Genomic DNA, 26302 nt, shown 5'->3' with positions numbered 1-26302 from the left:
ATTGGGGGAAACGATCTGTGATCAGTCGTCGATCTTGTCCGTCTCGATCTTGAAGCTGCGCGCAGGCAGGTTCATCTTCGTGCCGGGACCGAACCACTTGTCGTAGGCTTTCTGCGCCTCACCGCTCGCCTCCATGCCGGTGAGAATCCCGTCCACCTTCGCTTTCAGACGCGGCTCGTTTTTGCGAATGCCGAGCGCGATATGCTCTTTGGAAAAGTATTCCGGCAGCAGGACGTAGTCTTTCGCTTCGCTGCCGATCTTGGCGAGATTGCCGACCAGGCTGGTCTCGTCGTTGACATACGCCACGCCTTTTCCTTGTTGAAGCGCCAGCAATGCCTGGGGATTCGTGTCGAACGAAATGGTTTGTGCGCCCTTGAGCTTCGCGGCAATGTTGGCCTCCATCGTGGAGCCTTTGATGGTCAGCACGCGCTTGCCATTGAGCTGCGCCAGCGTCGTGATGCCGCTGTCACGGCGCACCATCGCCTTCTGGCCGGCGATGAACGTGGAGACGGAGAAATCGATCTGCGATTCGCGCTCCTTGTTATGCGTGAGCGATGCGGCGAGCAAATCCACACGCCCTTGCTGCAACTCCGGGATTCGTGCGGCGGCCGAAATCTGCTTGAGCGTCGCCTTGACGCCCAGCCCCTTGGCGACCGTATAGCAAAGATCGACGTCGTAGCCGACGATCTCGCGCGTGCTCGGGTCTTTCATGTAGCTGAACGGCTCGTCGGTGCCGAGCACGCCGCACACCAATTCGCCTCGCCGCATGACGTCGTCCAACTGGTCGGCTCTGGCCGTCAGCGTGGCGGCCGACAATACGATAGCGAGCCACGGCAGGTATTTCGCACGGTTTTGATTCATCTCATTTCTCCTGGGGGTATCAAGCAGTTGTCTTGTCGTTCAGGGTGCGTAGCGCTCGATCGAGATCGGCTTTGAGGTCGTCGACGTTCTCGAGTCCGATGTGAAAACGCACGAGCGCGCCCTCGTGCGCCCATGTCGTGGCCGTGCGCGTCCCACGTGGATCGCACGGCAATACAAGGCTTTCGAAGCCGCCCCAGCTGTAGCCCAGACTGAACAGCGACAGCCGGTTCACCATCGAGGCGACGGTTCTGGCGTCATACGCGTCGCGAAGCAGTACGCCGAAAAGGCCGCAGGCCCCGGTGAAATCACGCCGCCAGATCGCGTGACCGGCTGCGGTGGGCAGTGCCGGATACAGGACGTCGGCGACTTCGGGGCGTCCGTACAGCCATGCCGCGATATTGATCGCTCCTCGCTGATGGCAAGCGAGACGGGGCGCGAGAGTCCGGAGTCCGCGAAGCGCCAATGCCGCATCGTCAGCCCCGACCGCCAACCCCAATTCGCGGTAACACGCACGAATCTCGCCATAGACGGGTTCTGCGGCGAGGATCACGCCCATGCAAAGGTCGGCATGGCCGCCGATGTATTTCGACGCGGAATGCACCGAAATATCGACCCCATGCGCGAACGACGCGAAATGCAGCGGCGTACCCCAGGTGTTGTCGATCATCAGCAACGCGCCATGCCAATGCGCCGCTTCCGCGAGCGCGGGAATATCCTGCATCTCGAAAGTGAGCGAGCCGGGCGACTCCGCGACCACCAGTCGCGTCGTGGAACGCATGAGCGTGCCGATCTGGCTACCGATCGTGGGGGCGTAATACGTCACGTCCACGCCCCAACGTCGCAGCGTGCGATCGCAGAACTCACGTGTCGGCCCGTACACCGAGTCCGCCACGAGGATGTGATCGCCCGGCCGCACGACGGCCGAAATGGCCGTCGTGATGGCGCTCAGCCCACTCGGCGTGAGCATTGCGCCATGCGCCCCTTCGAGATCGCACAACAAGCGCTCGATCTGCCGGGTCGTCGGATTGCCATGCCTGCCGTAAGTGAATGCGGAGCCCTTGACCGCATCGAGCTCGGCCACCGTCTCAAAAGTCAGCGTCGATTGCCGGTAGACGGGAGGGCTCACCGGTTTGCCCGGTTGCGCGTGCGAAGCATGGCTACTCGCCAGTTTGGTGCTTTGCCCTACCGTGTTTGCCATCCCGGCTACCATCCCATCTGCCATCGCGCTGCCCCTCTCATTCGTCCTGTTGTTCGATGACGCCGTCAATTTCACACGGCGTTCGCGGCGGCCGTCATGAACGCTTTCATGGACGGCGCGAGCGGTGCGTCGGTGAGCGCTGCGAATGCGACCGACGCGCCATGATCGAAATGTCATTTTTGGCTTGCGCGCGGTCTATCACAAAATTTCAACGGCTTGCTCGCGCAGGTGTCATACCCCAGGCTTCGACGCGGTGTGCAGCGGGGCGAACGGCGCGTCATGCGGATCGGATTGCCGCCACCAACGCAATGCCGATGACGCCAGCGTGTCGATGGAGTCGATGACCGGCAAACGCAACGACGTGCGACGCGCATAGGGCAGCGCGAGCGGCAGTTCGGTGCAGCCCAGCACCACCACGTCGGCTCCCAGATCGGCGAGCATTTCGACACACTTCGCTGCGGCATCGAATGCGGCGTCTGCCTGATTGCGCTTCACCAAGTCGATGGCCTGCGCACACAATCGCTCGAATTCGGGGGTCTGAGACACCAGGCAACGCAAGCCGTCGCGCGCCATGATGCGCTGATACATGCCCGCGCGCGTCGTTGCGGCTGTGGCCATCAATCCGATGGATGCGTTTTGCAAATGCCGGCGCTGCAATTCCTCGCACACCGAGCCCACGATGTGGAGAACCGGGATGTTGGTGGCCGCCGACATCTGCTCGTGCCAGAGATGGGCGGTATTGCACGGGATTGCGATGGCGCCGGCGCCGCATCGCGTGAGCTGGGACACGCCGTTGATGAGCCAGGGAAGCGGGTCCTCGCCCCGTCTCTCGAACCCGGCCGGACGCTCGGGAATGCGCGGGTCGCTCCACAGAATCGTCGGGACATGCTCCTGGTCTCGCGTTGCCGGCGTCAGTGCGATCAGGCGCTGGACGAAGTACGTCCCGGCCAGAGGCCCCATGCCACCGAGAACGCCGAGAAACCGGCCTGAAAAATCCGTCGTCATGAGAAATCCTTGAATGAAGCGGCAGCGTTGTACCGGACTCAGCGCCGCAGGCGTGGCGCGAGGCATTGCACTCGAAACACCGGGGGTCATGAGAGTCTCCATCTCGCGGCGATCGCCATGTGTGCGCCTCGCGCCGCTTTATCAGACAAAGTATGGCCACTCGGCCAGACGGGCGACGATGGCGTCACCGATGTTCGGCGCGGCCAGCTTGGTCGCCTCTCCCGTTGCGCAAATCTCCTCGATCCGGTCGCAGACGTAGTCGGCCGCGTCGTCGGACAGCTTTCGCAACGTGATCAGCAACTGCCCTTCGCTCGCAAACTGACTCCAGACGATGACCGCCGGATCGTGGTCGAACAGGCTGCGGGCCAGACCGTACGCCGATACGCCGGCCTCGCTTTCGTTGACGCGCAGTAGCACCTGATCTTTCTGCACCGACGGAGACAAGCCCGGGATCGCCTTGAGCCGATCCATGACCCGATTCAGGCGCGCCGTGACGGCGCTTCGGTGGGCAGCAGGGTCATCGCGCGACCAGGCCTCCAGCGCCGCAATGGCGCCGACCACCCCCTCCTTGCCGACCTTCATCGGACGGCCGATACCGTGCTCCTGGTACATGCACGCCTGAATGAGATCGAGACGCCCGGCAAGAATGCCGCCGGTAATCGACGAGAAGGTTTTCTGAGCGCTGCAAATCACGATGTCGGCGCCGGCGGCGATCAGCGGACGCGGATCCTGCACCGACGCGGCATCGACCAGCACCGGCACGCCGTGCTCATGACACACCGCGCAAAACGTCGGCAAATCGATCAGGCGCTGCTGCACGGTGAGCGGCGACACGACATACAAGGCCGCAACCGTGTTCTCGGTGATCGCGTGACGCAACTGATACGCACCGCATTGGGTGGCCGCGCCGATCTCCACGACCTTGGCGCCGGCGATACGCACGTTCTGCGAGACGTTCTGGCCGTAGGTCATCTCGTGACCCCGCTGCATGACGACCTCGCACTTCATGCCCGTTGTGTCAGGGAGTTGCTCGACTTTGCCGAGATCGCGTCCAGTCATGCATGCGGCCACAGCCACGGTGATTCCCGCAGCCGAGCACCCCGTCACGCAACCGGCCTCGCTGCCCAGAATGCGCGAGATGACCTGACTTGCGGTCGCCTGAAGCTCCGCCATGATCACCGAATACGGCACGAGATCGCTGATCGCCCGAATGACCTCCGAGCGCACCGGGGCGGCCCCGTAAGGGGTCTCCGTCCCGGAAGCATTCACGACACGCCGGATATTCAACTGCTCGAAAATCGCACTCACATTACCCTCCATTCAACATACCAATAAAATTTCAAATTGTTGATTTTTATCGTTTTTTACAATCATTGGTCAGACCAATAAAATCATGCTGCGGGAACAAAATTCGCGCGTCAAGTGGCGCGAAGCCAACCATCGCTGGAGTACAATGGCCTGCCCCTTACCCGACACATTGAACAGACTTGGCTTCAAGCGAGAAAGCAACACGAACGCCCAGGCGCCCGCCGCGCAGGGACACGGCCGACGTATTCGGTCGGCTTGAGCTCACACCGGAATCGGTCGTCAGCGTCGAGGCGGCGCAAGTGATCCTGAGTGCGATCGCCACAGGCCGGTTGCGCGCGGGCGACAAGTTGCCACCCGAGCGTGAGTTATCGACGATTTTTGGGATTAGTCGCGCCTCGCTGCGCGACGCGCTCAAAATGCTCAGCGGCATGGGCGCGGTGCGTATTCGCAGAAGCGATGGTGTGTTCGTCAGCGGGCACGACGATCGTGTCGCGTTGTCGGAGAAGCCCGAAAATGCCGTGCTGGTGCAGCGCGGCTCCACCGCAGAACTGTTCGAATTGCGTGAAGTCCTGGAAACGCAGGCGGCAGGATGGGCGGCCATGCGAGCGTCCGATGCGCAGATCGTGCAGATGCAAACGCTCCATGCCAAGCTCGAACGCAAGGCCAAAAGCGGCAAGCTCTCGTCGACGGAAGCTCGCGCTCTCGATGGAGAACTGCATCGGGCAATCGCCCGGTCGACAAGCAATCGCGTGCTCGTGCAAGTCATGGACACACTGCGCGATCTGCTGACGCAAAGCCGGAATCACACGACCGACGTGCCGGGCAGAATGGCGATGTCGGTGGACGAAATCGGCCGGGTCATCACCGCCATCCGGGACCGAGACCCGGTGCGTGCGCAGCAGGCGATGTTTTCTCACCTGAAGATGGGGGAACAGGCGAATATGCTGAGCGCGGCGCGGCTCGTCGGCAATGGCGAAACGGAAGATTGACGGGCAAATGCCTCACCCGCACGTTATTGCCCTTGTTCCCGCGATTCCATGACGCAGCTTTGCCGGGCAATTTCCGCCGCCGCGGCGCCCAGCACGGAGCTCGGTTGCCGTTGTGCGATGGCGCAGTAGCGCAGGCTCGGCGCCGCAGGCGTGGTTTCGATCCGCTGCACCCGTCGCTGCGCCACGTGAGACGTCATCAGACGCTGCGGCAAGCAACTCACCCCAACGCCCGCCTCGACCAATGCGGCAGTCCCGAATACGCCGCTCCCGCCAGACAAGCGCTGCGGGGTCACGCCACAACTCGACAGCAGTTCACGGCAAACGTCATTGATGACGGAACGGTCCTCCTGCTCGATCATGGGACACGCCGCCAGCGCCTGAAGTGAGAGGAGTTCGCCCTCCGGGAACGTCCCCACCGGCGCATACCACGCGTAGGGCTCGATATTCAGGGGCACGCGCATCAGTTTGGCGGACACGCCTACGTCCGGGACAAACGCAAGATCGAGCGTGCCGTCCAGCACTTTTTCCCGAAGCACGCTTGAGCGGTGCACGAGCGCCGGTTGCACGACCACGTCCGGATACGTCTTGCGCATCCGTTTCATGAATTCGGGGAACCAGGTCATGGCGACCACCTCGGTCAATCCGACCAGCAGGGTTCGCGTCGATACAGGCGAATCCTTTTTCAACGCATCGAGTTCCGCAAGACGCGCCAGCAACGCCTCGCAAACCACGAGCATTTCGCGCCCCTTTTGCGTGAGCGTCATTCTCGAGCCGATGTTCTCCAACAAAGGATGCACGCAGGCGGACTCGAGTTCTTGCAAACGCTTGGTCGCCGCCGATTGGGTGATATGCAGTTTGTCGGCGGCACGACTTACCGTACCGAGCCTCGCGACCCAATAGAACGCCTCGACCTGCTTGATCGTGAGTGAGCTCATCGCGCCGCATCCGCCCAGGTTTGCTCCGCCAGATCGAGGATGGCATCGAAAAATGGCGTCAGGGTTTCGGTGCGCGCAACGGCCACATAGCGTAGTGGCGGAATGCTCGGAGAAACGCCGACCTCCCGCAGCAGTCCATTGAATTGCAGAGGTTCCGTGACAGCCGTGGGCAGGAAAGCCACGCCCTGTCCCGATACCGCCATACCGGCGAGCGCGACGAGGCTGCCGCTGGAAAAGCGCGTCGACACGTCGAGCCCCTGATCGCGCAGCCACTCGACGATCATCGCCCCGGTGCCGGACGGCGCCCCGGGAATCAGCAGTGGGTAGCGAATCAGATCGGGCACGCGAATACGGGTTTTCGGAATGTCGACAGACGGGCTGCAGCACCACACATGCTGCACTTTGGACAGCAGTCGCTTCGTGAGATTGGTCGCGCCGAACAGATCGGGCACCACCACGATATCGAGCTCGGACACACGCAACTTCTCGTACAGGGTAATGCTGTGCCCCACGTCCAACTGCAAATCCAGCGCCGGGTAGGCTTCGCGGATCGCCGACACGAACTCGGGCAGGCGTGTGAGCGCATAGAGTTCGGTCACGCCCAATCTGAGGGAGCGGTGCGCGATCTCGGTATTGAGAAAACCCTTCACCACGGCGTCTCGCTGCCGAAGTACCGCCTGCGCCCGCGCGAAAACCGCACCGCCTTCGAGCGTCAACTGAACCGATCTCCCGCTTCGATCGAACAGCGGATAGTCAAACGTCTCTTCGAACTCTTTGATGTGCCGGGAGACGGCCGATTGCACGATCCCAAGCCGCGCCGCCGCTCGCTCGAACGATCCCGTCTCGACCACGGCCACCAAGGCTTCGATCTGTTTGAAAGTCGTCATGACGCGGGCAGATTCGTTTGGCATTCATCTCGAAAATGAATACCTTAGGTTTCTAAAAAATCGCTTTCTCTAATTATATCGGCTTGCAAGAATCCGGCTCAACGGGATCACTCTGCCGATTTGGCTCACTTCCAGCAGTCGTTCGAGAGGAATGTATGAAGCGAATTGCCACAACTCTTTGCGCTTTACTCATCAATACGGCGGCACTCATGCCTTATACGGCACACGCCGACGCGTTGGCCGACATCAAGGCGCGTGGCACGCTGGTGTGCGGCGTGGTCAGCGGCTCGCCACCATTCGGCTATCAGGACACGGAAACCCGGCAATTGGTCGGTTACGACGTCGACTTTTGCAAGGCGATCGCACAACAACTGGGCGTCAAACCCGAACTCAAAGTCGTGTCGATCGACGCAAGAATCCCCGAATTGCAGCAAGGGCGCGTTGATGTGCTTGCGGCCGTTCTGGGCTACAACCGGCAACGTGCCGAGCAGATCAGTTTCTCCAAAGCGTATTTCGCGACCGGCCAGATGATCGCGGTCAAGACGCAAAGCACCTTCAAGACGCGGGACGACATGAGTGGCAAGCGCATCAGCGCCATCAAGGGCACGAGTGCCGCCCCGATGATGCAGCGTGTGCTGCCTTCGGCGCAATTGATCTATTTCGACGACGGCCCGTCGGCCTTCATGGCGCTGGTGCAGAACAAAGTCGACGGATTTCTGCTCGCCGAACCGCAAATGCGCCGGTTCATCAACCGGCTCGGCAACGACGCGAAGACCATCACTGTCCTGACACCCCCGGTGGGCACCGAATTCTGGGGCCTCGGCGTGAGAAAGGGCGAGCCCGCTTTGCTGGGAGCAGTCAACGCCGTCCTCGACAAGATGGAAGCCAGCGGCCAGACCCAGACGATTTTCGACACGTGGCTGGGCGATAAGTCACCGCTGAAAATGACCCGACAGTTCAAGACGATCGATATTCCGAATCCGCAGGAATAAGCGCAGGGATCACCGAATGTTGAACGCTCTGGACTTTGGCGCGATTTTCGCCGCCCCCTATGGCCAGCAACTGGTGCGAGGGCTATGGATCACGCTGCGACTGACCCTCAACAGCTGGATTCTGGCAATGCTGATCGGGATCGCTCTGGCGACGTTGCATGAGACACGGATTCGTCCCTTCGAGCGATTCGTCGCCGCTTTCGTCGCCTATCACCGGAACGTTCCCATACTGGTGCAGATATTCCTCTGGTACTTCGGCATGCCGCAAGTCCTGCCCGTGAGTGTTCAAACCTGGGTCAATGCGCATAACGGCGAAATCACCTATGCCTCCATCGCTATCGGCCTTTGCATGTCTGCGTATGTCAGCGAAGACATTCGAAGCGGGTTGCGCGCCATTCCCCTCGGTCAACATGAGGCATCGAGAGCGCTGGGCATGTCGTTCATGCAATCGATGCGTCTTGTCGTGCTGCCTCAAGCCATACGGCATGCGATGCCATTGCTGATCAACCATACGGTGTTGCTCTTCAAGAGTACGAGTCTGGCGATGGTGATCGGCGCCGCGGAAGTCACCTACACCGTTCGTCAAATCGAGAACGAGACGTTCCGAACCTTCAGCGCTTATGCCGTAGCGACCGCCTTTTACCTTTGTGTCTCGGTGTCGCTGATGCTGGTCGGTGAGCACATCGCGAAACGTTCCAATCTGAGCGCGAGGTAAGACGTGTTGGACATCCTCTCCGATAACTGGCTGCTGTTTCTTATCGGTCAGTATCCGAACGGTCCGCTGGGCGGCTTGGCGTTGACGCTGATTCTCTCGATCGCGGGCCTGCTGCTCTCCTTCCCGCTGAGCGTGTTGCTGGCGCTGTGCCGCACCGGCGCGATAACGCCGCTGCGGTGGGCCAGTGCGGTGATCGTCTATGCCGTGCGCGGCATGCCTATCGTCATGCTCGTGTTCTGGAGCTACTTCCTGGTGCCGGCGCTGATCGGACATAGCGTGACAGGCGTCATGACGTTGATCCCGACGCTGGTGATTTACGAGGCGGCCTATCTCTCCGAAGTCATTCGCGCAGGCATTCAGGCGTTGCCGCAGGGTCAGCAAGAGGCAGCGCGCTCGCTCGGCTTCGGCTACTGGCGCACAACCTCGCTGGTCATTCTGCCGCAAGCGATCAGCAACATGATCCCGGGCATCGTCACCCAGTTCATCTCGACGATCAAAGATACGTCGATCGGCTATGTCATCAGCGTGCAGGAAATGACGTATTCCGCCAACTCGGTGAACAACAATCTTCTGACGCAGCCGTTTCAGGTCTTTGCCATCCTCGCACTGACGTACTTTTGTGTGTGCTACGTGCTTACCCAACTGGCGGCGAGGTTCGAGCGCCGCACGACCGGCAAGCGTACCGAGACGACCACGCCGCCGCGCCGCACCCTGTTTGCCAAACGCCCCCTGAGGCGAGTCTGACGCACCCAATTCCCCTCTTCTCATCACTCATGGCGAATCACCATGCAGCTCATAAGGCTCTCGGCCAACGTCCTGGCCACCGCATTGCTTTCGCCGGCGGACTTACCGTCGGTCAGCGTGGCGGGCTGTCGCGCGATTATCTATCTGAGCACGCCGAACGCTCGCGATCCGCGAGCCACGAGAGACATCCTCGCGGCGGCCGATCGGTTCGGCATTCACTTCGACCACATTCCACTGGACGGCCCCGTCGCACACAGCGCTGAAATCGCGCAACTGCGTGCCAGCATGGCGCGCATCAACGGTCCGGTGCTGCTGTGGTCCCACTCGCTCTCGCAGTGCATCGAAGCCTGGGCCTTTGCCGCGGCCCACGATCAACCGCCGATCGAGATTCTGGAGACGGCCGCTGCGGCAGGACATTGTGTCGCGCATCATATTCGTCGTATCGCATTAGGCTCACGGCGACGTCACCTGGCGAGCGCGAAACGACATACGGTGGTCATTGTCGGCGCGGGCGCCGCAGGTATCGCGACTGCTGCCAGCCTGCTCGCGCGGGAGCCGGCACTCGACATCGCCCTCATCGACCCCTGCGCGACACACTACTATCAACCCGGCTGGACGCTCGTGGGCGCCGGCGTTTTTTCTCAGGCGAAAACAGCGCGCGATATGGCCGGCGTGCTGCCACCCGACGTGAAGTGGATAAAGGCGGAAGTCGTCGGATTCGAGCCGTCGAGCCGCCATGTCGTGCTCAGTGGCGGCGACATCGTCGGGTATGAGCGACTCGTCGTATGCCCCGGATTGAAACTGAACTGGTCAGCCATCGCGGGACTGAAGGAGGCGCTCGGCAGTCACGGCGTGACATCCAACTACCGGTACGACCTGGCGCCCTATACCTGGCAGCTCGTGACACAACTCAAGCGTGGGCGGGCGATCTTCACGCAGCCTTCGATGCCGATCAAATGCGCCGGTGCGCCGCAAAAGGCGATGTACCTGTCGGCCGATCACTGGCGCCGGGCCGGGCATCAGGACGCCATCGATATACAGATGTTCAATGCGGGAACGGCACTATTCGGCGTGGCCGACTACGTTCCCGCGTTGATGCAGTATGTCGAGCGGTACGACATCGATCTGAACTTCGGGACGCAACTGACTGCTGTCGATGCCGCGCATAAGACCGCGACATTCCGACAGACATTGGAAGACGGCAGCCAGCGCACGGTAACGACCGAGTTCGACATGATGCATGTCGTTCCCCCGCAAGCGCCGCCCGACTTCATCCGGTTCAGCCCGCTGGCCGATGGTGCTGGTTGGGTAGACGTCGATCCCTCAACGCTACAGCACAAGACCTACGCCAACGTCTTCGCGCTGGGCGATGTCACCAACACCCCCAACGCAAAGACCGCCGCAGCGGCTCGCAAGCAGGCACCGGTCGTTGCCCACAATGTCCTGCACAGTCTTGCCAAGCGCGAATCGGTGGCCATATACAACGGCTATGGCTCGTGCCCCCTGACCGTTGAGCGAGGAAAGATCGTGCTGGCGGAGTTCCTGTACGGAGGCAAACTCGCGCCGACGTTTCCGTCGTGGCTCATCAATGGCAAGCGCCCCTCCCGTCTGGCCTGGCATCTCAAGGAAAGTGCCCTGCCGTACGTTTATTGGCAGGCGATGCTCAAAGGCAAAGAGTGGTTCGCGAAGCCCATGACGGGGATCGCCGCGCTACGGCCGGTCGACTGACGCAAGACGCCTGGGCACATGCGATGCCGGCCGCCGGCCAGCTCGCATGTGCCGCGCGTGCTGCGACACACGGAAACGAGGCGTTGCCGCTTATTGCAACGCGAAATCCACCGCCGCCATGGCATGCAGGGCGGTCGTATCGAGCAGCGGCAATTCGCTGTCTTCCGGTTTGACGAGCAGCGTAATCTCGGTGCAGCCGAGAATGATCGCCTGCGCCCCCTGCGCAGCAAGCGATTTCATGACTTTTCGATAAGCTGCCCGCGAAGCGTCCGTGACGACGCCCACACACAGCTCGTCGTAAATAATGCGGTGCACGATCGCACGATCCGCACCGTCGGGCACGAGGACATCGAGCCCGAAATGCTCGCGCAGGCGCGCCTTCATGAAGTCCTGCTCCATCGTGAACGCCGTACCCAACAGCCCGACGCAGGTGATGCCTGCGGCTGCGGCAGATCGCCCGACAGGATCGGCAATGTGCAAAAACGGGATCGACACGGCATCTTCGATGAAGTGAGCCAGCTTATGCATCGTGTTAGTGCAAAGCACCACGCACTGCGCACCGCCTGCCTCCAGACGCTTTGCCGCCTGCTGTAGCAACGCGCCGGCGTCGTCCCATCTGCCCTCGTGCTGCGCGCGTTCGATCGGCCCGAAATCCACGCTATGCATCAGCACTTCGGCGGAGCGCAGCGGCCCGAGTCTCTCTTGAACGGCCTCATTGATTATGCGATAGTACTCCGCACTCGATTGCCAACTCATTCCGCCGATCAGGCCGATTGTGCGCATAACGACTCCTTACCATTAGGGTTTGACATACCCGCAATGTGCACGTTGCGAGTATCGAGGTCTATCACGAAATTTCCAGCAAGCATGACGGCAGGGCCGTCGATGTAGAGGTAACGCCGATGACAGCACATGTCACGCTCGATGCATTGGCAGGACGCGTCAATGTCGTCCTTTTGCCTGCGGCTCCCTATAGTGCCGACGACCCGGTCGAGTCGATAACGCTCGGCATTTCGCTCGGTCGCCAGCGCGGTGTGCACGCCATTGACTCCGATCGTCGAACGGATTTCGATATTCTCCCCGGTGTGCTGGCCTATACCCCGGCCGGAATGCGCGTCTTCTCCGAATCGAGCGTCGGAGGAGAATACCTCGTCATGCGTTGGTGCGCGCCTGCCGAGGAAGGGGCGAGCGCGACATGCGGTCATCGTGTGGAAAGCCCTGGACACAGCGCTGCCCTGGAACTGGGTTTCGCGATTCGTCGCGAGTTGATCTCGGAAGACAGGGACATGCTGCGTCTGGACGAGTTGCTGGTGGGTTTGTATGCACTGCGCCCCGGGCAAACCGATTGCCGCGCCGACACGTCCCGCCGAATTCCCGACATCATTCTCGACAAGATTCACGAGGAATTCTGGCGGCCGCTGACGCTGTCCGAACTCTCGGGAGACGCCGGCCGATCCGAACTGCAATTTCTGCGGGAGTTCAGTCGAACGCTGGGCATGACGCCTCATGCCTACGTCATGGAAACCCGCGTTCAGGCAGCCAGACGCATGCTCACCGAAACCGATGCACCGCTGTCGATCGTCGCGGTCGAGTGCGGCTTTTCACATCAGTCGCATATGGGACGCGTGTTCCGCATGTCCCTGGGCGTCACGCCTCAGCAGTATCGCCGGTGCTTCCACGGGGCAGACTCGAACTGAGCGCGGCCAGTCCCGTGGCTGCACGCCCCACCCCTGCCCCTGCCCCCGCCAAATCAACCACGCACCTATCTTCACGCGACGCGCACGAGCATGACGCCGGCTGTGCCCGGGGTCCACGAAACGGGTGCCGCGCTCAACGCAGATGCGTCTTCCCTTTTGGCTCGGACGCGCCATCCATATCGGTGAGTCCTCGCAGGATGGCGCACACCTCTCCGTCGCCCTCGCTGCCACACCGCGCGTAAATCGCCTGAAGCTGCTCCTTGAGACGGGTGAGTTCCGTCAGACGAACCTCGACATGTTCGATGTGTTCGAGCAGCAGTTCACCGATCGCCCCACACGCTCGCCCCGTGCCGTCCACGGCTTCGAGCAACGCGCGAATCTCGTCGTGCGTCATGTCGAGCGAGCGGCAGTTCCGGATGAATCGCAGCCGCTCGAGATGCGCCCGTGTGTAGCGTCGATAGTTGCTTTCGTTGCGCTCCGGGAGCGGCAGCAAGCCCTGGTTTTCGTAAAACCGAACGGTTTCGGTCGTGCATCGCGCCGCCTTGGCAAGCTCACCGATTTTCATCGCGCCCTCCCTGCTTGTTGCCACATGGCTTGACCTTGAAGTGGCTTCATGGTGTGAACTACGCACCAAGTTTAGTGGAGACGTGATCATGAAGTACACCTCATTCGATGTCGAGCGTCGCGGCGTTGTCACCATCCAAGTGCCCCCTGCCGATTGCCTTTTGGACGAATGGCGATCCTGGGCGACACCTGCGCGCCCGGCGAGCGACGCGGCGCAAACCGTGCCCGTGAAGTCGACGCACGCGTCGAGCGATCCCAACGACACCGACATTCGGACGTCGCTTCGCGTGCGCCAGATGGACTGCCCCGCCGAGATGCTCAGAATCCATGAAAGCCTCAAGGGGGTTCGCGGATTGCGGAACGTGGATCTGGATATGACGCAACGCCGGATCACGGTGGTCCATAGCCCCGAAGCGTTGAAGTCGATCCTTCGCATCCTTTCCAACATGAACGTTCATGCGGAGCTGCCTGCGTGCGTGGTCGAAGACGATCCCCGAACACACGGTGCCCGCTCGCGTTTTCGTCAGCTAGTGAACCGATTCCTGCGCACGATCCGAGGCAATTGACATGCGCCTCGCGACGTCCCCATCAACCAGAAGGAGAGCTCGATGCCCGACAGTGACAGTAGTGACTTAACCAACCGAAGCCAAAGCATCTAGAGTTTGTTTGATTCGCCCGCTTCGCCGACATGCACTCCGGCAGATTTCACCGGACTTGGGTGGCTAGTTTTCCAACATGCCGCCATTCCGGGGGAAACCGCAGAGGGAGTGAAATGTCGGCGCAGTGCTGTCTGGGGCACGCACCCAAGGCGTCACCAGTGCGCTTGATCTCCCAAACGCCATCGAACCGACTCGAGATCGCCAATGAACTCCAGCCACGACACACGTATTGGGAATGTGATTCATGCAGAAAGACAATCAACAAGTCGCCGTGCTCGACGATGCACACATCGGCGACATTCGCGGAGCGCTCGGCACCATCGCGCACGGCGACACCGCGGCCCGCCGCAACTGGTGGCATCGTTTCAAGACGCTGCTCGCCATCATCGGACCGGGATTGATCGTGATGGTCGGCGATAACGATGCCGGCGCATTCAGCACCTACGCACAAGCGGGGCAAAACTACGGTACGACGCTGCTGTGGACGCTTGCCTTGCTGATCCCCGTCCTCTACGTCAATCAGGAAATGGTGCTGCGCCTCGGGGCAGTCACCGGCGTCGGGCACGCCCGATTGATTCTCGAGCGATTCGGCAAGTTCTGGGGAGCGTTCAGTGCCATCGATCTGTTCATCCTCAACGCACTGACACTCGTCACCGAATTTATCGGCATCTCGCTCGCGCTGAACTATCTGGGTGTTCCAAAGGTGCCGGGCGTCATCGCATCGGCGGTCCTCATCATGCTCGCCGTCAGTACAGGCGACTTCCGGCGTTTCGAGCGATTCTCACTGACGCTCGTCTTCGCAAGCATGCTGCTCGTCCCGGTACTGGTCATGGTTCATCCGCCGGTGGCGCAGATCGGTTGCGACCTGCTGGTTCCGGCTTTTCCGGCCGGCGAGAAGCTCAGCGACGTGATGCTGCTCATCATCGGCATTGTCGGGACCACCGTCGCGCCGTGGCAGTTGTTCTTCCAGCAGAGCTACGTGATCGACAAGCGGGTGACGCCACGCTTCATCCGCTATGAACGCGCCGATCTTTGGCTCGGTATCGTGCTTGTCATCATCGGCGCCGTCGCGATCATCGCGATTTCGGCCGAAATCTTCCTCAATCGTCCGGAGTTCGGCAACTTCCAGGACGCCGGCGCCGTGGCCGCAGCGCTGGCCAAATACCACAGCCCCCTTGCCGGCACGCTCTTTTCGATCGCCCTGATCGATGCGAGTCTGATCGGTGCATCGGCCGTGTCGCTCTCGACGGCGTACGCTGTCGCGGACGTGCTCAGCCTGAAGCACTCTCTGCACCGCAAACCGACGGACGCAAAGGCTTTCTACGGGATCTATTCGCTCCTCATCGCAGGCGCTGCCGCTCTCGTGCTGATCCCCGGCGTTCCGCTCGGCCTGCTCACGAATGCGGTGCAAACGCTGGCGGGCGTGCTGCTGCCGAGCGCATCCGTGTTCCTGCTGCTGCTTTGCAATGACAAGGAAGTGCTCGGTCCGTGGGTGAACAAGCGCTTTACCAACGTCTTCACGGGCATCATCGTCTCGGTGCTGGTGATGCTCTCCATCATTCTGACGGCCGCGGTGATGTGGCCCGACATCTCGGGAAGCACGATCACCAGCATTCTTATCGGTGGCAGTGTGGTCGGGGTTTTCGTGGTCGCAGCGACGCAGTTTCCGACGCAAAAGCGCAATGGTCCTCAAGGAAAGGGCGGCGACGCCATGAGCCGCGCCGATGCCAATCAGTGGCGCATGCCGCCGCTGTCGCAACTCAAGCCGCTCACGATGTCGCTGAGCAATAAAGTTTGGCTGGGGGTTTTGCGTATCTATCTGTTGGTGGCCGTGGGCATGGTGGTCTACAAAGTCATCGAAGTCACAACGTCCTGATCGATAGCCAGGTCACGCTGGTCGGGCGCGCCGCCTACCCGACCAGCGCCAACTGGAAAAACGTCTTGCAGACGCGCCCGATCCGTGCGCACACGGCGCCTCGTCGCCGGATCGGACCGCGCGGCCCCGACGGCCTATCCGCCGCGCGCGCGTATCAGTCCTGCGTATCACCCGCCGTCACCTGCCGTCACCTGCCGTCGCCTGCCGTCGCCCAACATTCGAGAGATTCCGATGACCCACGCGTCTCCCACGATCCGAAGCGCCGCGGAACTGCATCAGCATCTCGTGGCCAACAAGCATTTCGATTTTCGTCCCGATCACGGTCGCGACATTGCGCTTTACCGGGACCTCAAGCGCACGCTCGCGTTGCCGGAGGGGGAATTCCTTACCGCACTGCGTGAACGGAGTATCTCTGCCGAACGATACCTGCGCGCCCTGATAGATGCGGCCGAGCCGCTTGCGGCCATGTACCGGGACATCCTCGGATATTGCAGTCGCGCGAATTTTCTACGCGCCAAAGCGGGCGCAAACGTCGAATGCGAGATTCAGTCTGCCGGGCAAACGATCGGGTTCTCGTTCGAAGACTTCAGACGGTTCGACAAGATAAAAGCCGATCTCGCCCCGTCGCAGAAGCACATGCGCGAGACCAAGAACGAAATCATGGATTGGCTCGCCCACGAAGTCTTCGCGCCGAATCACAGTGCGCTACCGCGCACGGATCTCGACTGGCGTTCCGTGGAAATGTTCAGGGTGCTCACCCAAGCCAGAGACAGCTACGGCCTGGACTGCGCAGAAATCTTCACCGGACTCGGCCGCTACTATCTGAACGCCTCCGGGGACAGTCCAACGATCGAATGGATCTCTCGCGTCATCGGACACCCGAAGTATCCGGCGAAACTCGCGAAGGTGCTCGACGCTTTTCCCATCGATCCGGTCGAATTGATGGCATCGAAGTTCATTGAACTGCCCTTCTGGAAGTTCCGCTGGCAAGTCTACGAAGTCTGGATCATTGCAATCTCGTTGTCCGAATTCGAGAAATTGGGGTTTCGATTGACGGCGAACCACGACGGTCACGCGCTGATCGAACTCGGCCGTGAGGCGACGTTGGCGACTCACTCGACAAGCCCGGCGGCATTCATCTACCAACCGAACTACCGAAACCGCTCAGGGAGCCAGATCCGGCCGGACATCCTGATATCGGGCGCGCATCAGGCAACCCCCGACGATGGGCAACTGATCATCGAGTGCAAACAACGGGTCGATCTGGATTTCGAGCATGCGGAAGATGTCGCCGATAAGTACGCCGCCGGCGTCGACGCCGCGGTCGGCAACGTCATCATCGTCAACTACGATGACGCGCCCACCCTGCCCGACGCGCGTTCGGACGATGTGTCACCGGCAGCGACGTTGCTGGGCAATGTAAGGCCCGGCACGGAATCCGAGCGACAGTTCAAACAGTGGCTGCGCAAATCCGACATCGCTCGCGCCTTGCGACGAGAGGCCTGGTTCGTGGATATATCGTTGAGCATGCAATCGCATCTCGACGACGCTTTTCGCGAGCGCCTGTCGACGCACATGACCACGATGAAGCCCGACGCGTTTTTCCTTTATGGATTCGCACAAGCGGTGACACCGATGTCGACGTCCGAACTCGTGGGAAGCGTCGAAATGTCTCCATGCGCAGACGCGCCCAATTGGGAGGGATGGGGAATACGCCGATTACGCGATGTCGTTGCACAGCACTTGCATGACACAAGCCTGAGTCTCTTTATCGTTTCCGACATCGCCGGCCACATCGCCAAGGTATGGGGCAACAGAATTCCCGGACTGGACCGGGTGCGCTTCATCAACCCGAGACTGGAACCCTTGCAAGACGTGCTCGAGCGTTGACGCATACGATCACGTGCGCAACGCCTGTGCAGTGGCTGATGTACCGTGCGCGTCGGGAAGTGCGTCCCAAACGGGCTTGCGAAAAGACATCGTTAGGGGACTTACGGGACGTCGTTACAGCGACATGCAACACTAATTGGCGTGACGGTGCTGCAAGGCATCGTCGGCCATCGACTGAGCGATTTGCGAGGCGCCCCCCGCAAACTTCACGAGTTCGTGCAACGGGATGGAAAAGGCAAGCCACCCGAAACCCGGATGGCGAATTCGCAGGACAGCGCCGCCGCCCATCGGATCGCCGGAAATTTGCCAGCGAGGGTCCAGTATGGCAAAAACGGGACTCTGCGGATTCGGCGGATTCGCATGAACGGGGGGAGACACGCCGGCCCGAAAGTGCCCCAATATCGCGATGAGTTGATCGAACGTCTCAATCGCAACCGGGTCCGTTGGGTGGCCGGCTTGGTAGTGAAGCCCGACCTGACCACCCTCTTCGAACATTTCGATTTCGAGAACTGTGCGACGCATGAGGGCATCCCGTGCCTGGAGAGGGAATCGTAGCGAGAAACGGGGACAAAGCTAGCACATCGCAGTTGATCCAACTAGCTTTTGAAAGGTGGGGAAATCAAGACGCCCCTGAACGCGCGGCACGACGTGTCCCGTCAGCAACGGTCGAAAGCAACCAACGCCGCACGTTTAGAGGGGGAACCGGATCGGAAGCAGATGGGGTCCGGCACACAGGGCGTACGCGAAGCCGAGAGCGATATGCGGTCCCAAGGGGCGAAGCGGCGATGCGGGTTTCCCCCAGATTTTGCGCCATGTCTCGTAGACGAGGTACGACAGCAGGGCAATCAGCGCGACCTCGGGAAGTGCATCCCAACCCAGCCATGCCCCCGCTGCGGCGACAAGTTTGGCATCGCCCAGTCCCACTCTCTCGCGGGACGTCAGAATCATGCTCATCCGGCGGAGCAACCACATCGACGTATAACCGGCGCAAGCGCCAATAATCGCCGAAGACGTCGAAGCGAATTGCCCTTTGACGTTCGCGAGCAGGCCGACCCACATCAGCGGAATGGTGAGAACATCGGGCAACAAAAGCGACTCGGCGTCCGTAGCGCTCAGCACGAACAACGTCGATATGTTCAACAGGGCGAGCGCCAAAGGGATCGACACGCCGAAACGCCAGACACAAACGGCGTACCCCACAGTGCACGCGAGGGCGGCGACCACGTTTGCCCGCTGCGGCACAAAACGATGATCGTGTCCTGAAATGTTTGCGATGGGGACCGGGACGGGGCTGCCAACCTCCTGAAGCGTGAGTCGGAGATCCTCCCTCCATTGGGCTTCAAGACGAGACACAATGCCCCGCGCCACCCGCAACAAAGGCTGCGACACCGCCGCGCCGATCGCCGCTGCAATCCACACCGATAAGTTAGGCATACGATCGAGGTCCCCTGATGTGTCGTGAATTGTCGGAACGGTTTGCGCGCGAACCTGCTTGGCGTGCCAGTGCTCAGACTCGATTGTCCAGGGGAACGATCACGAAGTGAACCGTCAAAGCGAGCTTTGCGCAAAGCCGCCGATTTCGCGGCCTTACATCACGATTTACATCGCGATTTACATCACGATGACGGGTGCCGGCAGCGGCGTCACGCAGTGCGCCGATGGCACTTCATGACCTCTGGCCGCACGGCGATGAGCGAAGTCAAACGCTGCTTTTCTCGGGATGACGTCTGTACCGATGGAAGATGGCCATCATCACGGCCATCAGCGCACCTGCGTCATCAACCGCTGCGCCAGCGATCCCAGGCGTCGAATCGCATTCGCGAATCGCTCGTCGATTTCCTGGCAGCAGGACAGTCGCACACAATGTCGATATCGGGGTCCTTTTGCGTAGAGCTGGCCGGGCATGATCAGAATGCCCTCTGCTAACGCAGCGTGAAACAGTTCGACACTGTCGACGCACGACGGCAATTCCACCCAAAGCACGAATCCCCCAACCGGTTGGGTCGCGCGAGTTCCGTCAGGGAAATGGCGAGCGACCAACCCGCGAACCGTGGCAATCTGGGTGGAATAAAGCCGCCTTAACGTGCTCAGATGGTGTTCGTACCCGCCACTTTGCAAAAACGCGCCCACCGCCTCGCTCAGAATCAACGATTCTGCCGCGCTGGTCCGGAACTTCCATTGCCGGACCGCCTCGTTGAATCGTCCGCCGGCGATCCAACCCAACCGGTAGTCGGGCGCCAGGGTCTTTGAGAAACTGCCACAGGCGAGCACCCAACCCTCACGATCGAAGGCTTTGACGCAAGGCGCAGGCGGCTCGCGAAACTGAAGGTCGGCGTAGACCAGATCTTCGATCAGGGGCGTTCTATGCTGCTGCATCAGCCGGGCGAGTCGGCGTTTTGCATCGACCGGCATGGAACAGCCCAGCGGGTTGTGAACCGTGGGATGGCGACGATCGTCGCGACACGCTTTTCGAGCAGCAACGCCTCGACCGCATCGATGTCCAGTCCGTGTCGGGGATGCGTCGGAATCTCGATCGCCTTCAGCCCCAATGCCGATAGCAACGGATAGAGGTTGAAGTAAGACGGCGCTTCCACGCCGACCCGGTCGCCGGGACGCGCAACGACACGCAATGCGAGATTCAAGGCTTCCATCGCCCCGTGCGTGAGAACGATGCACTCGGCGGACACCTCGATGCCCAGTCGTCTGGCTCGGGTCGCGATCTGCTCTCGCAGCAGCGGCGAACCGGGCGGCATGGCATAACTCGCCACCCATTCGCTTCGGCGGCGTAGCACGCTGCCGGTCAGCTTGGCGAGACGATTCCCCGGATAAAACCGCTCGCCGCTCGGTCCTGCGAAGGCCAGATCCAGCATGCCGGGCATTTGCCGGGCCGCCAGAACGAGGGTCATCAAATCCGACTGAACCGCCCCCATCCCGTTCTTCGCGATGTGACGAGACGAAAACTCGGGTTCCGCCAACGCGCTGCACACGTAAAAGCCGGATTGCGGACGCGCCATGATCAGGCCACGATCCTCGAGCAGTCGATAGGCGGCCGTGACCGTGTTCAGACTGAGATGGCGCTGCGCTGCGCACTCGCGCAGCGAGGGCATGCTGCTGCCCGCAGGCAGTCTTCCTTGCTTGATTGCGTCGGCCAGTTCGTCGGCGAGCAATCGGTGCAAGCTATCGCCGGTTCGCTTCAATCTCATATCCCCACGCGCCCAACTGTCACCATTGAAAATGCCGGAACTGTCTCTGTACCTCATGGACACCGGCCCCTATTATTACCCTGTTCGACGCTCTCGCGGACAGTGCCCGAGACAAACGCCCCGCCGCGATTCGTGAGACATGCCGTCGTCAATTTCCCGGAGCTACGCCATGGCCAGTGTAGGATTCAAGCAAGTCGACGTGTTCACGTGTGTCAGATTCCGTGGCAACCCCGTTGCTGTCGTGCTGGACGCGCAAGATCTCGCAGATGACGAAATGCAACGGATCGCCAATTGGACCAATCTTTCCGAGACTACTTTCGTCGTGCCCCCCACACGAGAGGGCGCGGATTACCGCGTTCGCATCTTCACGCCCCAATCCGAGCTTCCGTTTGCGGGACACCCGACGCTCGGCACCGCGCATGCGCTTCTCGAAGCGGGGCGGATTCGTCCTAAGGGCGGCAAGCTGGTGCAGGAGTGCGGAGCGGGCCTGATCGAACTCACCGTTTCTCCGTCGGAAGCCTCGGCCCCGTTGATCGCCTTCACGCTGCCAACGCCGCGCTTCGCCGCCCTTGACGATGCGCAGATCGACGAACTCGAATCGATTCTCGGCACGTCGGTGCTGCGCGAACACCGCGCAAAATTCGTCGATGTCGGTCCGGTCTGGACGATCGCCCAATTGACGTCTGCCGAGGCCGTGCTCGCGCTTCATCCGGACTTCGCACGCATGAGCGTCTTCGACAAACGCAATGAATCTGCGGGCATCGTCGTGTATGGCGCATATGGTGGGCCTGGAGCGGGAAAAGACGCCGCCATCGAAGTTCGCGCTTTTGCACCGAGCCTCGGTGTCAACGAAGACCCCGTATGCGGAAGCGGTAATGGCTCGGTTGCGGCCTTCATTCGAGACGCCGGGCAGATCGACGTGTTCGGCGCGGAGTACATCAGCAGCCAGGGGGCCGTCGTTGGTCGTGCCGGAAAAATTGCCGTGACTTTCGATGGCGACGCCATTCGAATTGGCGGTCATTCCGTGACATGCATCGAAGGCGTCATCCAGGTCTGACGGGCTCGGCCACCCCGTCCAGGTTCGTCCACGATGGTTGCCACTTTGGCAGCGCCTGCGTTCAACGCCAGTGAAGCACGCTGCCGCCAAAGGAATCGACGCCGGCCGGATTCCTGTCATGCATTACCGGCATGGGGCGGCAGCAAAGCACATCGCCAAAGCGGGAAGCCGGGCTACCAACTGTATTTGGCCGACGCCAGAATCGTGCGGCGTGCCCCGTAGGCGCACTGCGAGGTCGTCACACACACGACGTAGGTCTTGTCGAAGATGTTGCTGCCGTCGAGTTGGAGACGCCAGTGCGGATCGTATTGATAGTGCAGACCGACATCGACGAGTGTTCGCGATGGCGCCTGACCGGCCGTGTTGGTAGCCTCGATGTAGGTCGGCCCCACGTAACGAATGCCGCCATTGAAACCCAATCCCTTGATTGCGCCGGCATGGAACGTGTAATCCGCCCAAAGCGCGGCCGCCGTGCGGGGCTGTTGCGGCGGCACCTTGTCGAGCAGCGACGGCGTGTTGGTCTTCGAATTCACGATGTTCGTATTCGTGAACGAGCCGATCAGCTTCAGATTCTCCGTGATTTCACCGACCGTTTCGATCTCGACCCCCTTGGAGTGTTGCTCACCGGTGGCTACGGAGAATGCCGTGTTGACCGGATCCGGCGTCAACACATTGGTCATCCGGATATCGAACAATGACAGCGTGACGTAGCTGTTGTACCCCGCGGGCCGATACTTCACACCGACCTCGTACTGCTTGCCCTTGGACGGCTTGAACTGATTGCCGAAACGATCCGTGCCGACGTTGGGCTGAAACGATTCGGAGTAGCTGAGGTACGGCGCCAGCCCCATGTCGAACAGATACGTAAGCCCCGCGCGATACGTCGCCTGCGCATCGGACTGGTTCGACGAATGCTTGGTCAGACGGTTGTACACGTTCTGCGCGGCCCAGTCCTGACGTACCCCCACCGTCAGCACCCACCGCTTGTCATACTTGATCTGGTCCTGGAAGTACAAGCCGCCCTGCGTGTAACGCGAATCGGTGTCCGACGCCTGCGCCATGGGACCGATGACCGTTGTGCCGGAATACGGGGCGAAGACATTGAGCTGGTTCCCGACGCTCGAAGCGCTCTGCTTCATGCTGCGATGCTCGTTGTAGTAGTAGTCATCAAAGCCAAACAAAGCGACGTGCGACAAGGGGCCGGTATCGAACGCGGCTTGCAACTGGTTATCGATCGTGACGACATCCGCTTGACGATAATCGGAGAACGCGCGGCGATTGATTTTCGTTGTGCTGCCCGGCGCGAAACCCAGTCCGTACCCGTCGGTGTCGACTTTGTAGTCGAAGTACGAGTACCGCACGCTTTGCCTGAACGTGATCTGGTCGTCAAAGCGATGCGTCAGTTGATAGCCGGCAAAGACCTGCTCGCGTTTGATATTGTCGAAGCCTGGGTCCCCTACAAACGTTCCTACCGGAATTTTCCCGTTCAGATTCGGGAGCACGGTCCCCGACGCGGGCAGGAATTGCCCGAAACCCACCTTGTCGCGTTGATAGCTGGCTTCGAACGTCAACGTGGTCTTGTCGGTCGCTTGCCATGTCAGCGACGGGGCGAGGTAGATACGATCGTTCGGCGTGTGGTCGACTTGTGTGGCGCTGTCGCGGAACAGACCGACGAGTCGGTAGAGCACCTTGCCGTCGGCATCGAGCGGTCCGGTGAAATCGAACGCCGCCTGCTTGTCCTTGAAAGAACCGCCGGTCAGCTGGATTTCGTGCGACGGCGTATCCAGCGGCTTTTTCGTCACCATGTTGATCAGCCCCCCGGGCGCGTTCTGTCCGTACAACACGGACGACGGCCCACGCAGGATTTCAATGCGCTCAAGACCGTAAGGGTCTATCTGAAACTCCGTATTCGACTGCAACCGGGTGCCATCCAGATAGAGACCGAGCGTCGATGCGGAGAAGCCGCGAATATTGAGCCAATCGAAACGTGTCTCGAAGCCCGCATTGTCGGACAGTACGCCTGCGCTGTAGCGCATTGCCTGACTGACCGTTTGCGCGCCAAGGTCCTGAATCATCTCTTTGGGGATAACCGAGACCGATTGCGGATTTTCGCTCAACGCGGTGTCGGTCTTGGTGCCGGTGGTGCTGCGTTTCGCGACGATGCCATCGACGGGCCCGGCGCCGTTTTCCTGCTCATGCGTCGCGCTCACGCTGGTGGGCGCCAGCGCAATGTCGGGGGAAGCGCCATCGAACGTTGGAGACAGCGACGTTTCGGCGACTTGTGCACGAGCGGACGTGGCGGGAATGCAGGACATCGCCGCGAGTCCGGCAGCAATGGCAAATTGGATAGGCGATGGCTGACGCCGACCGGTCATTGGGTCGCGGTGTGTCCCGACGAACTTCATTGAATACTCCTTGGTTCTGGTGGAATGCAGAGATGCCGGGGCAGTCTCACCTCCATCAAGCGGCCGCACCCGTCGAGAAGGGGACGAATCAAGGATTTATTTTTTTAAAAACAAATTACGCTCGAACCATAAAAAAATTACGAAAATCTTTAAACATCCATAAACCCGATAACGCGCCCCGTACATTCAAACCAAAACCGACGCTATTTTTATCCACTCAAAGTACGAAAACACCCTGACCCCGAAGAAAATTCATGTAAGGCCAGGTAACAATTATCGAACGACGCCACCGCGACGCACGGGGCCGGAGCGTCAGGATTTCAGCATCCCGGGTGCACCATGGTCACGGAAAACGGCAGTTAAATGCGGGCATCCCACCCTCGACCTTCATTCATGCTCATCGGGTCCGACGGGGTATCACACGCCAACCCGGCTTTAAACGCCACCTCCAGCATTTCACTATTCACACAGCCCACTGAATAGCGGCTTCGCCTCTCACCCGATAATTTGATTGAAAACCGAGAACACCGGGTAAGCGTCGAAGATGAAATGCAAGCGTCTTCTTCTGGCTGCATCGATCATGATGCTCGCATCGGAAAATGCTCTCGCGAAACAGGCTGGAGACAGCAGGCTGGAGGCAGCACGCTGGAGACAGCAGGCTAAAGACAACGCTTTTGCACTGCCTGGGGATGTTCGGCACTTGCATGCCAAGTGTGCAGCAGCGCGGCAACGCAAGACGCCCCTGTCAGACAAAAAACCCGCGCCGTTTGCAGGCCATCATTTGCCTGCAATTTGCCCGCAAACGGCGCGGGAATGACTGGAGAATCGTCGTTGGCGTGAAACTACGATTGAAACTCCGGATGCAGAACCCGCTTCAGGAAGTCTTTGGTACGCGCATGCGACGGTTGAGAAAGTACCGCTTTCGCCCCGCCCTCCTCGACGATGACACCCTGATCGATGAACAACACGCGATCGGCCACGTCCCGCGCAAATGCAATCTCGTGGGTCACGATCAGCATCGTCATCCCATCCTCGGCAAGACTGCGCATTACGCTCAGCACCTCCCCCACCAATTCCGGATCAAGGGCCGACGTCGGTTCATCGAACAGAATCGCGCGCGGTTCCATGGCAAGTGCGCGAGCAATCGCCACACGCTGCTGCTGCCCGCCCGACAACTGGCGCGGATAGGCATGCGCCTTGTTCGCCAATCCGACACGTGCCAGCAATGCGTGCGCCTTCTCGAGCGCCTCCTTGCGTGGGGTCTTCTTGACGACGACGGGCCCCTCCACAACGTTTTGAATCACCGTGCGATGGGGAAACAGATTGAAACGCTGAAACACCATCGACACTTCCGTGCAAATCGATCGGATCGACGACGCGCGCGATTCCACCAGTTCCCCGTCAACGCGAACTTCTCCCCGCTGGTAATCCTCCAGGCCGTTCACGCAGCGCAGCATCGTCGACTTTCCGGACCCGGACGGCCCGACAATACAAACGACCTCACCTGTCTCGACAGTCGCACTAATACCCTTGAGGACTGGCGTACTCCCGTAGTTCTTGTGGACGTCTTTGAATTCGATCACATCCCG

General features: G+C 60.6%; 25 protein-coding genes. 12 read left to right on the top strand and 13 right to left on the bottom strand.

The window, feature by feature from the left end; translation table 11 throughout:
- Positions 1 to 21: 21 nt before the first annotated feature.
- The 4 genes from PAN31108_RS15665 to PAN31108_RS15650 form a co-directional block, all read right to left on the bottom strand.
- Positions 22 to 861, bottom strand: coding sequence for an ABC transporter substrate-binding protein (locus tag PAN31108_RS15665; RefSeq protein WP_150669744.1), 840 nt, complete (start codon positions 859 to 861; stop codon positions 22 to 24).
- A gap of 19 nt (positions 862 to 880) precedes the next feature.
- Entirely contained in the window at positions 881 to 2059 is a 1179-nt protein-coding gene (metC, locus tag PAN31108_RS15660; RefSeq protein ID WP_150669743.1) for a cystathionine beta-lyase, read from the bottom strand.
- 231 nt (positions 2060 to 2290) lie between these two features.
- Entirely contained in the window at positions 2291 to 3064 is a 774-nt protein-coding gene (gene cuyB / locus PAN31108_RS15655) for a cysteate racemase (RefSeq protein ID WP_150669742.1), read from the bottom strand.
- 141 nt (positions 3065 to 3205) lie between these two features.
- The gene (locus PAN31108_RS15650) at positions 3206 to 4372 is read right to left on the bottom strand and encodes an aminotransferase class V-fold PLP-dependent enzyme (protein WP_174995012.1); all 1167 of its coding nucleotides are present in this window, start codon (positions 4370 to 4372) and stop codon (positions 3206 to 3208) included.
- 299 nt (positions 4373 to 4671) lie between these two features.
- Here PAN31108_RS15650 and PAN31108_RS15645 point away from each other — a divergent pair, with 299 nt between their 5' ends.
- The gene (locus PAN31108_RS15645) at positions 4672 to 5361 is read left to right on the top strand and encodes a FadR/GntR family transcriptional regulator (protein ID WP_174995011.1); all 690 of its coding nucleotides are present in this window, start codon (positions 4672 to 4674) and stop codon (positions 5359 to 5361) included.
- A 23-nt stretch (positions 5362 to 5384) separates the two neighbouring features.
- Here PAN31108_RS15645 and PAN31108_RS15640 read toward each other — a convergent pair whose 3' ends face one another.
- Positions 5385 to 6296, bottom strand: a complete 912-nt coding sequence (locus PAN31108_RS15640) for a LysR family transcriptional regulator (RefSeq protein ID WP_150669739.1) — start codon at positions 6294 to 6296, stop codon at positions 5385 to 5387.
- The gene (locus PAN31108_RS15635; RefSeq protein ID WP_174995010.1) at positions 6293 to 7183 is read right to left on the bottom strand and encodes a LysR family transcriptional regulator; all 891 of its coding nucleotides are present in this window, start codon (positions 7181 to 7183) and stop codon (positions 6293 to 6295) included. Before PAN31108_RS15635 ends, PAN31108_RS15640 begins: the two co-directional genes overlap by 4 nt.
- 83 nt (positions 7184 to 7266) lie before the next feature.
- On the opposite strand from PAN31108_RS15635, the gene PAN31108_RS15630 reads away from it, so the two are divergent.
- The 4 genes from PAN31108_RS15630 to PAN31108_RS15615 are packed head-to-tail and all read left to right on the top strand — an operon-like array spanning position 7267 to position 11362.
- Entirely contained in the window at positions 7267 to 8175 is a 909-nt protein-coding gene (locus tag PAN31108_RS15630) for an ABC transporter substrate-binding protein (protein ID WP_246183988.1), read from the top strand.
- A 16-nt stretch (positions 8176 to 8191) separates the two neighbouring features.
- Entirely contained in the window at positions 8192 to 8890 is a 699-nt protein-coding gene (locus tag PAN31108_RS15625) for an amino acid ABC transporter permease (protein ID WP_150669737.1), read from the top strand.
- A 3-nt stretch (positions 8891 to 8893) separates the two neighbouring features.
- Positions 8894 to 9634, top strand: a complete 741-nt coding sequence (locus PAN31108_RS15620; RefSeq protein ID WP_150669736.1) for an amino acid ABC transporter permease — start codon at positions 8894 to 8896, stop codon at positions 9632 to 9634.
- A gap of 42 nt (positions 9635 to 9676) precedes the next feature.
- A complete protein-coding gene (locus tag PAN31108_RS15615; protein ID WP_150669735.1) occupies positions 9677 to 11362 on the top strand; it encodes a bifunctional protein tyrosine phosphatase family protein/NAD(P)/FAD-dependent oxidoreductase in 1686 nt (561 codons plus the stop codon).
- A gap of 90 nt (positions 11363 to 11452) precedes the next feature.
- Here PAN31108_RS15615 and PAN31108_RS15610 read toward each other — a convergent pair whose 3' ends face one another.
- A complete protein-coding gene (locus PAN31108_RS15610; protein ID WP_150669734.1) occupies positions 11453 to 12145 on the bottom strand; it encodes an aspartate/glutamate racemase family protein in 693 nt (230 codons plus the stop codon).
- Positions 12146 to 12264: 119 nt separating this feature from the next.
- On the opposite strand from PAN31108_RS15610, the gene PAN31108_RS15605 reads away from it, so the two are divergent.
- Positions 12265 to 13059 carry a helix-turn-helix domain-containing protein gene (locus tag PAN31108_RS15605; protein WP_150669733.1) on the top strand — a complete coding sequence of 265 codons (795 nt, stop codon included), beginning with the start codon at positions 12265 to 12267 and terminating at the stop codon, positions 13057 to 13059.
- Positions 13060 to 13192: 133 nt separating this feature from the next.
- On the opposite strand, the gene cadR is transcribed toward PAN31108_RS15605, so the two are convergent.
- Entirely contained in the window at positions 13193 to 13624 is a 432-nt protein-coding gene (gene cadR, locus PAN31108_RS15600) for a Cd(II)/Pb(II)-responsive transcriptional regulator (protein ID WP_150669732.1), read from the bottom strand.
- Here cadR and PAN31108_RS15595 point away from each other — a divergent pair.
- From PAN31108_RS15595 to PAN31108_RS15580, 4 genes are all read left to right on the top strand, one after another.
- On the top strand, positions 13602 to 14189 hold the full coding sequence (locus tag PAN31108_RS15595; RefSeq protein ID WP_150669731.1) for a cation transporter: 588 nt from the start codon (positions 13602 to 13604) through the stop codon (positions 14187 to 14189). The genes cadR and PAN31108_RS15595 overlap by 23 nt on opposite strands.
- A gap of 337 nt (positions 14190 to 14526) precedes the next feature.
- Entirely contained in the window at positions 14527 to 16158 is a 1632-nt protein-coding gene (locus tag PAN31108_RS15590) for an Nramp family divalent metal transporter (protein ID WP_150669730.1), read from the top strand.
- 231 nt (positions 16159 to 16389) lie between these two features.
- Complete coding sequence (locus tag PAN31108_RS15585) at positions 16390 to 18048, top strand: hypothetical protein (protein ID WP_150669729.1); 1659 nt, start codon at positions 16390 to 16392, stop codon at positions 18046 to 18048.
- A 141-nt stretch (positions 18049 to 18189) separates the two neighbouring features.
- Entirely contained in the window at positions 18190 to 18603 is a 414-nt protein-coding gene (locus PAN31108_RS15580) for a hypothetical protein (protein ID WP_150669728.1), read from the top strand.
- Positions 18604 to 18738: 135 nt separating this feature from the next.
- Here the strand turns inward: PAN31108_RS15580 and PAN31108_RS26400 are convergent, their stop codons facing one another.
- From PAN31108_RS26400 to PAN31108_RS27015, 3 genes are all read right to left on the bottom strand, one after another.
- Entirely contained in the window at positions 18739 to 19215 is a 477-nt protein-coding gene (locus tag PAN31108_RS26400) for a prepilin peptidase (RefSeq protein ID WP_174995009.1), read from the bottom strand.
- A gap of 594 nt (positions 19216 to 19809) precedes the next feature.
- Positions 19810 to 20460 (bottom strand): aminotransferase-like domain-containing protein, encoded by a 651-nt coding sequence (locus tag PAN31108_RS27020; protein WP_217426315.1) that lies wholly within the window; start codon positions 20458 to 20460, stop codon positions 19810 to 19812.
- The gene (locus tag PAN31108_RS27015) at positions 20424 to 21251 is read right to left on the bottom strand and encodes an aminotransferase-like domain-containing protein (RefSeq protein WP_217426314.1); all 828 of its coding nucleotides are present in this window, start codon (positions 21249 to 21251) and stop codon (positions 20424 to 20426) included. The genes PAN31108_RS27020 and PAN31108_RS27015 overlap by 37 nt, the downstream gene beginning before the upstream one ends.
- A gap of 169 nt (positions 21252 to 21420) precedes the next feature.
- On the opposite strand from PAN31108_RS27015, the gene PAN31108_RS15565 reads away from it, so the two are divergent.
- Entirely contained in the window at positions 21421 to 22308 is an 888-nt protein-coding gene (locus tag PAN31108_RS15565; RefSeq protein ID WP_150669726.1) for a PhzF family phenazine biosynthesis protein, read from the top strand.
- 173 nt (positions 22309 to 22481) lie between these two features.
- Here the strand turns inward: PAN31108_RS15565 and PAN31108_RS15560 are convergent, their stop codons facing one another.
- Complete coding sequence (locus PAN31108_RS15560; protein ID WP_174995008.1) at positions 22482 to 24623, bottom strand: TonB-dependent siderophore receptor; 2142 nt, start codon at positions 24621 to 24623, stop codon at positions 22482 to 22484.
- A 634-nt stretch (positions 24624 to 25257) separates the two neighbouring features.
- On the opposite strand from PAN31108_RS15560, the gene PAN31108_RS15555 reads away from it, so the two are divergent.
- A complete protein-coding gene (locus tag PAN31108_RS15555) occupies positions 25258 to 25530 on the top strand; it encodes a hypothetical protein (protein WP_150669724.1) in 273 nt (90 codons plus the stop codon).
- Between the two features lie 25 nt (positions 25531 to 25555).
- On the opposite strand, the gene PAN31108_RS15550 is transcribed toward PAN31108_RS15555, so the two are convergent.
- Entirely contained in the window at positions 25556 to 26296 is a 741-nt protein-coding gene (locus PAN31108_RS15550; protein WP_150669723.1) for an amino acid ABC transporter ATP-binding protein, read from the bottom strand.
- Positions 26297 to 26302: the final 6 nt, after the last annotated feature.

Source organism: Pandoraea anhela, assembly GCF_902459655.1.
Taxonomy (GTDB): domain Bacteria; phylum Pseudomonadota; class Gammaproteobacteria; order Burkholderiales; family Burkholderiaceae; genus Pandoraea; species Pandoraea anhela.
This window is presented reverse-complemented; position numbering and strand designations above follow the sequence as displayed.

Coding starts and splice junctions, on each gene's coding strand:
- PAN31108_RS15665 (WP_150669744.1), bottom strand. CDS start 861: ATGAATCAAAACCGTGCGAAATACCTGCCGTGGCTCGCTATCGTATTG.
- metC (WP_150669743.1), bottom strand. CDS start 2,059: ATGGCAAACACGGTAGGGCAAAGCACCAAACTGGCGAGTAGCCATGCT.
- cuyB (WP_150669742.1), bottom strand. CDS start 3,064: ATGACGACGGATTTTTCAGGCCGGTTTCTCGGCGTTCTCGGTGGCATG.
- PAN31108_RS15640 (WP_150669739.1), bottom strand. CDS start 6,296: ATGAGCTCACTCACGATCAAGCAGGTCGAGGCGTTCTATTGGGTCGCG.
- PAN31108_RS15635 (WP_174995010.1), bottom strand. CDS start 7,183: ATGACGACTTTCAAACAGATCGAAGCCTTGGTGGCCGTGGTCGAGACG.
- PAN31108_RS15625 (WP_150669737.1), top strand. CDS start 8,192: ATGTTGAACGCTCTGGACTTTGGCGCGATTTTCGCCGCCCCCTATGGC.
- PAN31108_RS15615 (WP_150669735.1), top strand. CDS start 9,677: ATGCAGCTCATAAGGCTCTCGGCCAACGTCCTGGCCACCGCATTGCTT.
- PAN31108_RS15610 (WP_150669734.1), bottom strand. CDS start 12,145: ATGCGCACAATCGGCCTGATCGGCGGAATGAGTTGGCAATCGAGTGCG.
- PAN31108_RS15605 (WP_150669733.1), top strand. CDS start 12,265: ATGACAGCACATGTCACGCTCGATGCATTGGCAGGACGCGTCAATGTC.
- cadR (WP_150669732.1), bottom strand. CDS start 13,624: ATGAAAATCGGTGAGCTTGCCAAGGCGGCGCGATGCACGACCGAAACC.
- PAN31108_RS15590 (WP_150669730.1), top strand. CDS start 14,527: ATGCAGAAAGACAATCAACAAGTCGCCGTGCTCGACGATGCACACATC.
- PAN31108_RS15585 (WP_150669729.1), top strand. CDS start 16,390: ATGACCCACGCGTCTCCCACGATCCGAAGCGCCGCGGAACTGCATCAG.
- PAN31108_RS27020 (WP_217426315.1), bottom strand. CDS start 20,460: ATGCCGGTCGATGCAAAACGCCGACTCGCCCGGCTGATGCAGCAGCAT.
- PAN31108_RS27015 (WP_217426314.1), bottom strand. CDS start 21,251: ATGAGATTGAAGCGAACCGGCGATAGCTTGCACCGATTGCTCGCCGAC.
- PAN31108_RS15565 (WP_150669726.1), top strand. CDS start 21,421: ATGGCCAGTGTAGGATTCAAGCAAGTCGACGTGTTCACGTGTGTCAGA.
- PAN31108_RS15560 (WP_174995008.1), bottom strand. CDS start 24,623: ATGTCCTGCATTCCCGCCACGTCCGCTCGTGCACAAGTCGCCGAAACG.
- PAN31108_RS15555 (WP_150669724.1), top strand. CDS start 25,258: ATGAAATGCAAGCGTCTTCTTCTGGCTGCATCGATCATGATGCTCGCA.